The following is a 12,591-nucleotide window of genomic DNA, read 5'->3' as shown; positions in this document are numbered from 1 at the left end:
CACATCAGAAGGACGTATCCATGAATGCTCCGGAAGAACCGCAGGCTCCCGCGTTCGTCACCCGTTTGCACGGCAGTGGCGGCAGCCTCAAGGGATGGGTCGTCGTCGACTCGCTGGTCGACGGGCTCGCGATGGGCGGCACCCGGATGACCGCCGGCGTGACCGAGGAGGAGGTGGCCGGGCTGGCCCGCGACATGACCGACAAGTTCACCCTGGCGGGCCTGCGCATCGGTGGCGCCAAGGCCGGCATCGTCGCCGACGGCTCCGACCGCGAGGAGACCTTCCGCACCTTCGGCCGCACCGTCAAGCCGCTGCTGCACGGCGGCATCCACCTCGGTATCGACATGGGGGTCACCCCCGCCGACCGGGCCGTCTTCTTCGCCGAGGCCGGCTACGACCCCCGCTTCCGGGCGGGCGCGCCCGACATGCCCATCGACTGGCGGACCTACTACGAGCCCTTGATCGACGCCACCGGGCACGGTGTGGGGGTGGCCGCGGTCACCGCCCTGCAGGCGCGCGGCCACCAGGGTCCGGCGCGAGTCGTGATCCAGGGCTTCGGTGCGGTGGGCCGGGCCGTCGCCCGCTTCCTGGAGGAGCGCGGGCACGTCATCGTGGGTGTCGCCGACGTGCAGGGCACCATCAGCGCGGAGCGTCTCCCGGTGGCCGCCCTGGTCGCCGCGACGGACGAGTTCGGGCGCATCGAGCGCTCCGGCCTGCCGCAGGACGTCACCCTGTCCGAGGGGGCGGACGCCTGGCTCGACGTCGACGCCGACCTCCTGGTCCTCGCCGCCCAGAAACACGCGCTCACCGCGGAGAACACCGCCCGGCTCCGGGCCGGTGTGGTCGTCGAGGGTGCGAACCTCGCGTCCGACGGCGCCGCCAAGGAGAAGGCCGCCGGCTCCGGGGTCACCCTGGTCCCAGGTGTCATCGCCAACATCGGCGGGGCGGCCTCCGCGGCGCTGGCCGTCACCCGGGTCGTGCCCTTCGGCCTCGCGGCGGACGCGCGCAAGGCGTGGGTCTTCGACTGGGTCGGCGATCGGGTGCGGCAGAACACGGTGGACCTGCTGGAGATCGCGGCGGGCCGGGCGGGCGACCCGCTCCCGGAGCTGCTCGCGGCCCGACGGGCGGACCGGCGGTGACCGGGGAGCACGGGGCCCCGTACCCCGGTCCGGCCGTCGCGACGTCTGGCGAGAACGCCGCGGAGTACCGCAGACGCGGGTGGTGGCGCGAGGAGACGTTCCTCGACGACCTGCGCCGCCAGGCGCGGGAGCGGCCGCACAAGCTGGCCGTCGCCGGCCGCCGGCTGCAGGAGGCGCGCACCGACACCCTCGACTACTCCGAGCTCGCCCGGCTGACGGAGCGCTTCGCGGGTGCGCTGCTCGAACTCGGCGTGGAGCGGGGTGACTTCGTCGCGGTCCAGTTGCCCAACCGGTGGGAAATCGTGCCGTTGATGTTCGCCTGCATGCGGGTAGGAGCGGTGATCTGCCCCATCGCGCCGGTCTGCCGGGAGAACGACCTGCGCCACCGCCTCTCGCTGACCGGGGCGAAGGTCTGCGTCACGGTCGACGAGTGGGAGGGTTACCCCCTCGCGAAGACGCTCATCGCGCTGAAGGGCGAACTGGCCCTCGAACACGTCGTCGTGGTCGGTGGGCACGCCCCCGAGCAGGCCGTGGACTTCCACGACCACTTCGTCGCCGAGCCGTGGGAGCAGGTGCGTACGCGGGAGCTGGCCGGCCGTGAACTCACCGCCGACGATCCCTTCGTGGTGCTCTTCACCTCGGGCACCACGGGCGACTCCAAGGGAGTGCTGCACAGCCAGAACACCATCCACTCGGCGGTGCGCGGCTACGTGGACACCTTCCTGCTGCGCGACGACCTCGTCGCCGCGCTGACCACGCCCCTGATCCACTACTCGGGCTTCGGCCAGGGCATCCTCGCCGGGGTCATGCTGGGCGGCACCGTCGTCTTCCAGGACCTCCAGGACAACAGACTCCTGCCCGACCTGATCGAGCGGTACGGGGCGACGCTCCTGTACGGGCCGCCGCCCACCCTCACCGAGGTCGCCGAGTCCCAGCGCGTCGACCCGCGGAACGTGTCGTCGCTGCGGCACGTCGTCACCGGTGCCGCGCCCGTCCTCCAGCAGCTGGTGGACGAGTTGCGGCAGACCTTCGGCGCCCAGACGTACTCGGTCTGGGGGATGTCGGAGTTCGGCCCGGTGACCATCACGCGGCTGGACTACAACCAGGACTGGGCGGCGCACAGCCACGGGCGTCCGATCGACTCCATGCAGATCCGCATCGACGCCTGCCACGATCCGGACACGCGTGCCCCGGTGGGCCGGCTGCGGGTGCGCGGCGCGTCCCGGGCGCTCGGCTATTACAAGCGGGCCGACGCGTTCGACGCCGAAATGAACGCGGAGGGCTGGTTCGACACCGGTGACGTGGCCCGCGAGGACGGGCGCGGCGGCATCCGGCTGCTGGGGCGGGCGAAGGACGCCATCCTGCGGGACGGGATCGTGGTCCCGATGGCCGAGCTGGAGGCCATCATCGCCCGGCACCCCAAGGTGACCGAGGCTGCCGTGGTCGGCCCGGCCGGCCGCCTGGACGACCTGATCCTGGCGGTGGTCGTGCCGCGGGGCGACGCTCCGCCCTCCCTGGAGGAGGTCCGCGCCCATCTGGCGGACGCCGGCCAGGAGGCGCGGTTCCTCCCCGACCGGCTGGAGGTGCTCGCGGCCCTGCCCAAGACGCTCACCGGCAAGGTCCGGAAGATCGAACTGCGGGAGCGGTACGCCGGCCACGAGCCGGTCCCGGCCGGCGCCGCACGGTAGGTCAACCGGTCCGCAGTCCCCCTCACCCGAAGGAGAGAGCATGTCTGATCGCGCGCCGGTGGCCATGTCACCCACCCTCGCCGCCGACGAGGAGCTGACGCGCCGCCGGGCGGCCGGGGAGCAGGTCCTGTCCCTGGCCGGCGGTGAGATCGGCCTGCCCGTCCTGCCGGTCCTGGCGGAGCGGCTCGCCGCGGCGGCCGGCCGCAACGCCTACGGTCCGGTGTCCGGGGACCGGGCGACGCGGGTCGCGGCGGCCGGGTACTGGGGCCGCCGCGGTCTGCCGACCGACCCCGACCTGGTGGTCTGCGGGCCTGGGAGCAAGCCGCTGCTGTTCGCTCTGATGCTGGCGGTCGGCGGTGACGTGGTGGTGCCGGTGCCGAGCTGGGTGAGTTACGGGGCGCAGGCGGCGCTGGCCGGGGGGCGGGCTCTGCCGGTGGCTGTCCGCCCCGGTGAGGGCGGGGTGCCCGATCCCGACGCGCTGGTCCGGGCCGTGGCTCGGGCACGGGCCGCCGGCCGGGACCCCCGGTGCGTGGTGGTCACCCTGCCCGACAACCCGAGTGGCACGGTCGCCCCGGCGGCCACCGTGCGCCGGCTGGCCGAGGCCGCCCGGGAGCTGGACCTGGTCGTCGTCTCCGACGAGATCTACTGCGACCTGGTCTTCGATCCCGCCGACCGGGCGGTCTCCCCGGCGGTCTTCGCACCGGAGAGGACGGTGGTGACCACCGGGCTCACCAAGAACCTGGCCCTCGGGGGATGGCGGACGGGCGTCGCCCGCCTGCCCGACAGCGGCCTCGGACGCACGCTGCACGCGCAACTGGTCGGCGTCGCCAGCCAGATCTGGTCGAGCACCGTGGCCCCGGTGCAGACGGCTGCGACCTACGCCTTCGAGGAGCCGCCCGAGGTCGTCGCCCGCGTCGCCGCGAGCCTGCGGCTGCACGAGGTCGTCGTCCGCGCGGTGGCCCGGCAGTTCACTGCCGCCGGCGCCGACCTGCCGCCGGTGCGGGCCACCTGCTACCTCTACCCCGACTTCGAACCCCTGCGACAGCGTCTGGCCCGCGTGCACGGTGTGCGGGGCAGCGAAGAACTGGCCCAGCTGCTCTCGCGCCGGTACGGGGTGGGGGTGCTGCCCGCCACGGCCTTCGGCGAACCGGAGCGCCCGCTGCGGATCCGGGCCGCCACCGGCCGGCTGTACGGCGAGAGCGACGCCGAACGCGACATCACGCTGGCCGCCGCCGACCCGTTGCGTCTGCCGTGGGTCAGCGCCTCCCTCGACCGCGTCGCCGAAGTCCTCGGCGACCTCACCGGCCGCCCCGTACCGGACGCGGCCGACCTCACCGGCCGCCCGATACCGGACGCGGCCGACCTGCCCCACTGAACGCGCCGCCCGGCGCGTTCCCCCGACACGGTCCCGCGCGGACGCCGGGTCCGAACGACTTTCTGGAGGTCAGCGACAGTCATGTCCGTCATCTTCGAGTGCGAGTACAGAGGCCGGCGGTACGCGGGGCTGGGCATGCCCGCGGACGGCGCATTCCACGAGTTGTACGCGGTGGAGGAGGGGCAGTTGCGGGACGCCCTCGTCGCCGGGTCCGGCCCGGCGGACGTCGCGAAGGCCCTCAGGGCCGGCGGGGAGACCCTGTCGGTCGCCGTGGGGGATTCCGAACTCCGCTTTCTGCCACCCCTGTTGCCCACGTCGACGAACAACTCACTGATCAACGGCTTCATGGGGACCCACCGTTCCAAGTTCGACCGCGCCCCCGAGCCCGACGAGGTATTCGCCGCGCCGAACTACTACATCAAGGGCTTCGGGTCCTGGCTGCGCATGCCGGACGAGCCCCTCGTCACCCCGGCCGATCCCGTCTGGCTGCTGGAGGAGCCGGAAGTCGTGCTGGTCTACGTCAACGACGAGGAAGGGACCCCGCACTACGCGGGCTACACGTTCGGCAACGACCTCAACGACATCGGGCTCCACCTGCAGAAGCCGTGGGCGTGGACCCCCTACGCCAAGCTGTGCGAGACCTCCATCGCCCCCTGGCTCTTCCTGGAGGCCCCCCCGGAGACGGTGACCGGCCGGGTCGTCATCGAGCGCGACGGGGCCGAGGCGTGGGAAGGGGCGTTCTCCTGCGGCGCGGACTCCATCTTCCAGCGGTTCGGCGACATGGTGCAGCACCTGTTCTCCTACCCGGCGCTCCGCCGTCCTGGCCTGGTCAACTACCTGTTCCTGGGAGCGGACAAGGCCACCTACCACGACGGTTTCCGGATCGAGGACGGTGACCGCATGGTCATCGACGTGACCAGCCACGGGGTCTCGCTGCCCAACGTCGTCCGCTTCGGCCCTCAGGCCCCCTCGGCCGTGCGCTTCGGTCCTCAGGCCGCCTCGGTCACCGAATCCGCCCTCCTGTAGCGGACCGCCGGCACTCCGGCGGAGGGCTGCTGGTCCCGGCGCACCGCCTCCAGGTAACCGACGATGGCCTCGTGGCTGCGGAGCAGGCACCGGATGCGGTGCGCCATGCTGTCGCGTTCGCGCTCCAGGGTGGCGATCGTCTCGGCCGTGGCGCCGGAGATGTGGATGGCCGCAGGGTCATCGATGCAGGGGAGGACCTGCTTGATGACCCGCGTGGGCAAGCCGGAGTCGAGCAGGCCCCTGATCTGCAGGACCCGGTCCACGCACCCCTGGGCGTAGTCCCGGTACCCGTTCGACGCCCGCCCGGGCACCAGGAGTCCCTGCTCCTCGTAGTACCGCAGCATTCGGCGCGGCGTTCCCGTGCGCTCCGAGAGCTCACCGATCCGCATCCGGATCCACCCCGTTCCCCGTCCACTTGACATTCCCACCAGTGTGAAGGTTTGAGGATACATTCATGTCAGCTTCTCAAACAGAGCTCCCCGGCACGTCCCTGCCCGCGGAGAGTCGCAAGCTCCCCATGTCCCCGCTCCTGGCCCTGTCGACGGCGGCCTTCATGGGGATCCTGACGGAGGCCCTTCCCGCCGGGGTGCTCCCCGAAATGGCGCGGGACCTCTCGGTCAGCGAGTCCGCGATGGGCCAGTCCCTCACGATCTACGCGATCGCCACCGGCCTCTCGGCCATCCCCCTGTCCGTCACCACGGCAGCCTGGGCCCGCAAGAAGCTGCTGCTCCTGGCGGTCATGGCCTTCGCCATCGCCAACACGGTCACGGCACTGTCGTCCAGCTACTCCCTGACGATGGTGTTCCGCCTGATCGCGGGCGTCGCTGCGGCGGCCGTCTGGGCCGAACTGGTCGGCTACGCGCGGCGGCTGGCCCCGCCCCACCTGCAGGGCCGGGCCATCGCCATCACCATGGCCGGCGTCCCGCTCGCCCTGTCGCTCGGCATCCCGCTGGGCACTTTCCTCGGCGGCCTGTTCGGCTGGCGGATGACCTTCGGCCTGGTGACCCTGGTCTCCGTGGCCCTGCTGGGCTGGATCCTCGCCTCGGTTCCCGACGCCCCCGGCAAGCGGCCGGAAGCCCGTGAGCCGATCCTGAAGGCGCTGGCGCTCCCCGGCGTCGCGGCGGTGCTGTTCGTGGTCGCGGCCTACGTGCTCGCCCACAACATCCTGTACACGTACATCGCCACCTTCCTCGACGAGAACGACATGGGCGACTCCCGTGACGTGGTGCTGCTCGTCTTCGGCATCGCCTCCGTGGTGAGCATCCTGATCACCGGCGCCCTGGTGGACCGCAGGCTGCGCCAACTGACGGTCGTCAGCAGCGCCCTGTTCCTCACCGCCGCGGTCCTCCTGGCCCTGCTGGCCGGCAACATCGTCGTGGTCTACGGCGCGATGGTGCTCTGGGGCCTGGGCTGGGGCGGTGTCACAACCCTCCTCCAGACCGCCGTCACCGACGCGGGAGGCGAACGGGGGCAGGCCCTGTTGGTCACCACGTGGAACTCCTTCATGGCCGGCGGCGGAGCCGTGGGCGGTCTCCTCCTGGGCGGTATCGGTCCCGACTCCTTCGCCTGGAGCGTCCTGGCACTCATGGCGCCCGTGCTGATCGTGGTGGTCCTGGCCCGCAAGCACGCGTTCCCCGCGAAGCGGCCGGACATGGTCGACGCGGCTTAGAAGACCGCTGAAGATCTCGCTCCGGCCGCCCCGGTCACCCCGGCCCGCCCGTGGACACCGAACACCACAAGACGGTGCGGGCCGGGTGTGATCGCAAGATCGTCAACACCTTCCCGGTTCGCCCCTTCGAAATCCCCGGCGACGGGGAGGGCCTGGCACGCCCGTCCCCCCACGGCGGACGATGCCCCTCGACAGCACTCCCCGGACCCACCGCCGTGCCTCGCGGCCCCGCCCGACCGGGCGGGGCACGCCCGGGCCCGGTGTCCGAACTCCGGTAGCCGGCTCCCCCACGCCCCTGCCCCCGGCCGGTTTTCGGAGTGATGGAAGACTCCGTGCCCCGCAGAGCTCGTCTGCGGGGCACGGAGTCTTCCACGCGGCCACGGCCCGGCCCGCGCGGCCGGGTCCGCCGATGCCGGCGGACCGGCGGCGCGGGCGTCAGGCGGGCCGGCGGCAGGTGCGCGGCGACGAAGGATTCCTCCCGGTACGCCGACGGAGCGGGCCCGCGGATGCCGAACCCTCCTCCGGCAGCGGTACCTGTCGCTCCGTCATGCTGCGTCGGGCGTCGAGCCCTCCCCGGCGACAGGCGGTGCGCCCGCCGCCGCGGCGGCCGCCCGAGCCTCGGCCCCGGCGATGAGGTGAGCCCCGCGCTCGGCGCACAGGTCGAGCCTGCCCAGGACCGGGGGGACGGCGATGCTGGGCATCACATGGCGCAGCAGCACGGAGATGCGCTGCGGCAGGTCCGCGTACCCCGCCAGAACCTGCGACATGTGCTGGAGGCCTGCGAAGGAGCCGACGAACAGCTCGGCGGTGGCGGCGAGGTCGACGTGCGCGAGCAGTTCCCCACGCCGCCCGGCCTCTTGGAGGATCGCCAGGTTGGCCTCCCTCCAGGTACGGAACGCACTACTCCGGTCGAGTTCGGCCGCTTGCTGGTCCAGGCTGAGCCGGACGCTGGCGCGCACGAGGCGGTCCGTGTGGAGCCGTTCGGCGAGCACCAAGCCCGAGTCCACTATCTCCTGCAGCTTCACTTTCTGCGGCAGGAGTGCGTCCTCGGCGCCGCGCTGCTGCTCGTCGAGGATGATCTGGGCCAGCTCCTCCTTGCCGCTGAAGTGGAAGTACACCGCTCCCTTCGTCATGCCGGCCGCCGCGGCGATCTCGCTGACGGTCGTCGCCCGGTAGCCCTCCCGTTCGAAGACCTCCGCCGCCGCCTCCAGCACCCGGCGTCGGGTACGTACCGATCGATCCTGTTTAGCCACGTTGCTCCCTGCGGGTACTGCCGAGGCATTTTAAAGACTGAACCGTATGAATTTAACAGCCCACGTGCGGCCGGAGGCCGCCGGAGGCCCCGCACTGGCCGAAGACCTGCGCCGGTCACGGGGAAAATCGGCTGAAAAGCCCCGTACAGAATGGCTTCTACCTGCACATGTGTCGAAGGATCCGGAAGAGAGCTGGCCACTTTCGACGGGCCATTGCAAAACATACTCCAGCGTACGTATCTTGTCGGCGCGGACTGCGTGGGGCAGTTCGCCACATACGTAGGAGAGTGCAGCGTGTCGGACACGTATGCCCTGGTAGAGGGCGCGAGATCCGGGGTGCCGAGGGAACTCGTCCACCGGGCGAGACCGCAGGACGTCGTACCCACGGGATGGGAACGCAGAGCGGAGAACCGGTTTCTCGTGAGCGGAAGATGGCCCGAGGACCACGGCTTCTTCGCTCCGGCGGACGGCCTGCACGACGCCCTGCTGCTGGTGGAGTCCATGCGGCAGAGCACCATACTGATCGGCCACGGCGCCTACGGCGTGCCGTTGGGACATCACTTCCTGATGGGGGCGCTGGACTTCACCTGCGCCCCGTCGCACCTGCGCGCCACGGGCAGTCATGAGGTGGAGATCGAGGTCTCCCTCTCCGGGACGACGTGGCGGGCGGGACACCTCTCCTCGATGGACAGCCGCGTCACGGTCCGCAGGGAGGGGGGAACGGCCGGCGTCGGCGTCAGCAGCATCAGGATCATGAACCCGCGGACCTACGCGCGGGTGCGCGGCGGGCGGACGGATGCCGCGGGGATGCTCCCGCCCGAGCCCGGCGTCCCCCCGCACACCGTGGGACGGACCCGGCCCGAGGACGTACTCCTGGCGCCCGCCTCCCGAAGCGACCAGTGGCAGCTGCGCGTGGACACGGGGCACACCACCCTGTACCAGGGCGCCAAGGACCACATCCCGGGGATGGTGCTCATCGAGGCGGCCAGACAGGCGGCGTACACCCTCATGGGCCCCGCGGCGTTCCACCCCGCCGCGGCGACCAACTCCTTCGGCCGCTATGCCGAGTTCGGCGAACCCATATGGATCGAAGCGCACCCCGGACAGCGGAGGAACACGGTCGTGGTCACCGGGCGCCAGGAGGGCGAGGAAGTCTTCAGGTCCTCGGTGACCGCGCCCGAAGGCGGAGCGGACCGTTGATCCTCGTCACCGGCGCCACCGGCGTCACCGGCGCGCTCGTGGCCCGCCGGCTGGCCGCGCACCGGGTGCCTGTGCGCCTGATGGCCAGAGACCCCCGCCACATCGACGCGGACGTTCCGCGGACCGAGACCGTCACGGCCGACTATGCCGACCCCCGTACCCTCGGGCGCGCGCTGCGCGGGGTGCACGCGGCGTTCCTCGTGACGAACCATCCGACCGCCCCGCACGACGCGCACTTCCTCAGGGCGGCGACCGCTGAAGGCGTCGGGCACGTGGTGAAGCTCTCCGCCGCGGCGGTCGCCGACGACATCGACGACCTCCTCACCCAACGCCAGCGTGAGATCGAGGAGGTGGTACGCGGTGCGGCGCTCTCCTGGACACTGCTGAGGCCCCGGGCCCTCATGTCGAACACACTGGCCTGGGCGGCCGGCCTGCGCGCGGAAGGGACGGTCGACGCCCTGTACGGGGACGCTCCGAACACACCGGTCGATCCGCGTGACGTCGCCTCGGTAGCGGTACGCGCACTGACCCGGCCGGAACACCGGGGCAAGACCTACACCCTGGTAGGACCCCAGACCCTGACGGCCAGGCAGCAGACCGGAATTTTAGGCGAACTGCTCGGTTCACCGGTGGGCTTCCGGGAACGGACCCGACAGGAAGAGGCGGCGGTGCTCGCCCGGCGCCACCCGCCCCACGTGGTCGGGGCGCTGCTCCAGCGGGCCGATCTCCAGGCAGCGGGAAACAAGCGGCGAACCGGCGACGACCTGGAGCAGCTGATGGGGCGCCGTCCGCGCTCCTACCACGACTGGGCGTCGGACCACCTGCACCATTTCGGCGGCGACCGGGACAGCACGGCGGAACCGGACCGCGCGAACAAGCGGCCCACCACCGCACACCCGCCCGCCCCCGACCGCGTGGCAGTCCGCACCGGTTGACAGCTCCCCCCTTTTTTTCGTCTGGCGAGCCGTGCGGGACACGGCGCCTCATGGACGACCGCACGGCCCCCGTTTTGTCATGTACCGAGTAAATCGGAGGTGTTCCCGGCCCTGCGGCACCGCCCACGCCCCCGTGCGCCCTCCACCCCCGTGGAGGGCGCACCGCCGTTCGCGCGACGACGGCGGTCCCCGTTCCCAGGTATGAAGCGCTCCGTTCCCGGGCACGCAGGGACGCTCCCCGCCCACGGGGGCCGGGCACGGCGGGAGGGATGCGGATGCGTGGTGCCGGCCCCGACGGAGCCCACGCAGAGCGCAGATCCCGTCCGGGCCGGCGGCGGCCGGCCCGGACGGGCGCGAGCCTCAGGCGTGGAGCAGTACGGGGAGCCGGAGGTGGCCGTTCGAGATGAACGACGGCAGCGGCGCCAGGGGCTTCTCCGGCTCCGCGAGCCGCAGATCGGGGAACCGTCGGAAGAGAGCTTCGAGGGCGACGACGGCCTCCATCCTGGCCAGCGGGGCCCCCAGGCAGTGGTGCACGCCGTGGCCGAAGGTGAGGTGGGTCCGGCGCGTGGCCCGGGTCACGTCGAACGCGTCTGCGTTCTGGCCATGGACCTCGGGGTCGCGCCCCGCCCCCGCCGGCGAGACGAGTATCGCGTCCCCGGCGGCGACCACCACACCGCCCACCTCGATGTCCTCGACCGCGTACCGCAAAGGCACGTGGAAACCGGGAGGATCGCACCGCAGGGTCTCCTCGACGACATCGCCCCAGGTCGCGACGCCGTCACGGACCAGCGCGAGCTGTTCGGGATGCCGCAACAGATTGTGCACGGCGTGGTCGAGGAGGTTCACCGTCGTCTCGTAACCCGCGGAAATGATGAGCAGGACGGTGTCCACCAGCTCCTCCTGGGTGAGTCCCCCCTCCACCTCCTCGTCCCGCGCGGCGATCAGACAGGTGATCAGGTCTTCGCCCGGCGTGGCCCGCCGTAAGTCGACCAGAGCGTTCAGCGCCGCGTAGAGCTCGCCGACGTTCTGCTCCACGGCCCCGGGCGCCACGTCCGTGAGAAAGGTGAGGCCGATCGTGTCCTGGAGCCGGCGGCGCGCCCCCTCCGGAATGCCGAGTAGGTCGCAGATGACCTGCACGGGCAGAACAGCGGCGAACCTTTCCCTCATGTCCACCGCCGCGCCTTGCGGGGCGGCGGCGAGTTCCTCCAGCAGCAGGCCGGTGAACTCCTCGACCCGCGGTCTGAGTTCACCGATCCTCCGCGCGGTGAACGCCTTCGCGGTGAGCTTCCTCAGACGCCTGTGATCCTCGCCGTACGCGGTGATCATGCTACGCACTGAGACCCAGAGGGAAAGGGGCCACCCGGCAGGGACATCACCGTTGATCCAGACCGGCCAGTGCTGTTCCGCGTCCTTCGAGACCCGTGGGTCCGCCATCAACTGCTTGATCTCCTGATGGCCCGTGACCGACCAGACCACGATGCCGCCGGGCAGCACGACCGGAGCGACCGGGCCATCCCGGCGTATGCGCGCGATCTCCGCGTGCGGATCCGCACCGAGGGCGTCGATCCGGACGAGACCGGGGGACATGACTGCGGACTGGATTTTCACCGGTGACCCTGCTTTCCGTAGGGGGATGACAAAGCGAAAATGGCCTCCGCCCCGCCCATTCTCACGGGAGAGCGCCGGCCATGTGCCGAGGCACAGCAGACTCCATTTATCGACCACCGTCAACAGGGCCCGCATTCCACCCGGCATTAAGGGTTGTCCCGCAATTCTTGGTGGATCAGTGCGCGGCGTCATATGCGGTGCACCGCAAGGCGGAGGGGCGCCCGCATACTGGATGTATGCGGACGTTCCGACAACACGGCGAGGTGCCGTAGCTGTCGTCGCGCACCCGCCAGGAATTGCGGGACAACCCTTAATCACGGAAAAAAAAGGTAAAGCAATTTCAAGCAGAAGAGCGAGTGGCCGAAACCCCTTCCCCCACACAATGGAGAACGCTTCCGCGCGGCAGCAGCGTGCGGGAAACAACGCCTCGGTCCCGCACCTTCACCCTTGCCGTTCGGCTCCGCCCCCTCGCCCCGCCGCGTCTCGCTCACCGGGCAGCCCACCGGGAAAACGGATCCGCAACCGCGCACGGATCCTCGACACGGACCCCGACGGCTGCGCCCGGCCGGCCAGCGAAGCCCCGCTCCGGAGTCCGGCGGCAGGCCTGACGCGGCAACGCGTCTCGTACGCCCCGGAATGCTGAGCCGGCCGGGAAGTCCGTGCGCGAAGGCGCCCGGGGTGGTCGGGCCCGACCGGAA

The 12,591-nt window shown here is 71.4% G+C and carries 10 protein-coding genes; 7 read left to right on the top strand and 3 right to left on the bottom strand.

Annotated features, from left to right (window positions below; translation table 11 throughout):
- Positions 1-20: 20 nt before the first annotated feature.
- The 4 genes from ACFZAX_RS30925 to ACFZAX_RS30910 all read left to right on the top strand — a co-directional run bounded on the left by ACFZAX_RS30925 (position 21) and on the right by ACFZAX_RS30910 (position 5,228).
- Positions 21-1,139, top strand: coding sequence for a Glu/Leu/Phe/Val dehydrogenase dimerization domain-containing protein (locus tag ACFZAX_RS30925; protein ID WP_390965616.1), 1,119 nt, complete (start codon positions 21-23; stop codon positions 1,137-1,139).
- Entirely contained in the window at positions 1,136-2,827 is a 1,692-nt protein-coding gene (locus tag ACFZAX_RS30920; RefSeq protein WP_390965615.1) for an AMP-binding protein, read from the top strand. Before ACFZAX_RS30925 ends, ACFZAX_RS30920 begins: the two co-directional genes overlap by 4 nt.
- Positions 2,828-2,867: 40 nt before the next feature.
- Entirely contained in the window at positions 2,868-4,202 is a 1,335-nt protein-coding gene (locus ACFZAX_RS30915) for an aminotransferase class I/II-fold pyridoxal phosphate-dependent enzyme (protein ID WP_390965614.1), read from the top strand.
- A gap of 81 nt (positions 4,203-4,283) precedes the next feature.
- Positions 4,284-5,228 (top strand): fumarylacetoacetate (FAA) hydrolase, encoded by a 945-nt coding sequence (locus ACFZAX_RS30910; protein ID WP_390965613.1) that lies wholly within the window; start codon positions 4,284-4,286, stop codon positions 5,226-5,228.
- Here ACFZAX_RS30910 and ACFZAX_RS30905 read toward each other — a convergent pair.
- Positions 5,192-5,617, bottom strand: a complete 426-nt coding sequence (locus ACFZAX_RS30905; protein ID WP_390965680.1) for a MerR family transcriptional regulator — start codon at positions 5,615-5,617, stop codon at positions 5,192-5,194. The genes ACFZAX_RS30910 and ACFZAX_RS30905 overlap by 37 nt on opposite strands.
- A gap of 65 nt (positions 5,618-5,682) precedes the next feature.
- Between ACFZAX_RS30905 and ACFZAX_RS30900 the strand changes: the two genes are divergently transcribed.
- Complete coding sequence (locus ACFZAX_RS30900) at positions 5,683-6,897, top strand: MFS transporter (protein ID WP_390965612.1); 1,215 nt, start codon at positions 5,683-5,685, stop codon at positions 6,895-6,897.
- Between the two features lie 545 nt (positions 6,898-7,442).
- Here ACFZAX_RS30900 and ACFZAX_RS30895 read toward each other — a convergent pair.
- Positions 7,443-8,150: a ScbR family autoregulator-binding transcription factor gene (locus tag ACFZAX_RS30895; RefSeq protein WP_390965611.1), complete on the bottom strand. Its 708-nt coding sequence runs from the start codon at positions 8,148-8,150 to the stop codon at positions 7,443-7,445.
- A 150-nt stretch (positions 8,151-8,300) separates the two neighbouring features.
- Between ACFZAX_RS30895 and ACFZAX_RS30890 the strand changes: the two genes are divergently transcribed.
- On the top strand, positions 8,301-9,350 hold the full coding sequence (locus ACFZAX_RS30890) for a ScbA/BarX family gamma-butyrolactone biosynthesis protein (protein WP_390965609.1): 1,050 nt from the start codon (positions 8,301-8,303) through the stop codon (positions 9,348-9,350).
- Positions 9,347-10,285, top strand: coding sequence for an NAD(P)H-binding protein (locus tag ACFZAX_RS30885; protein ID WP_390965608.1), 939 nt, complete (start codon positions 9,347-9,349; stop codon positions 10,283-10,285). Before ACFZAX_RS30890 ends, ACFZAX_RS30885 begins: the two co-directional genes overlap by 4 nt.
- Before the next feature lie 360 nt (positions 10,286-10,645).
- On the opposite strand, the gene ACFZAX_RS30880 is transcribed toward ACFZAX_RS30885, so the two are convergent.
- A complete protein-coding gene (locus tag ACFZAX_RS30880; RefSeq protein ID WP_390965607.1) occupies positions 10,646-11,872 on the bottom strand; it encodes a cytochrome P450 in 1,227 nt (408 codons plus the stop codon).
- Between the last annotated feature and the right edge of the window lie 719 nt (positions 11,873-12,591).

Origin of the sequence: Streptomyces sp. NPDC008125, assembly GCF_042957125.1 — a bacterium.
In the GTDB taxonomy this organism is placed as follows: domain Bacteria; phylum Actinomycetota; class Actinomycetes; order Streptomycetales; family Streptomycetaceae; genus Streptomyces.
Note: the sequence above shows the minus strand (reverse complement) of the source record. Positions and strands in the feature narration are given on the sequence as shown.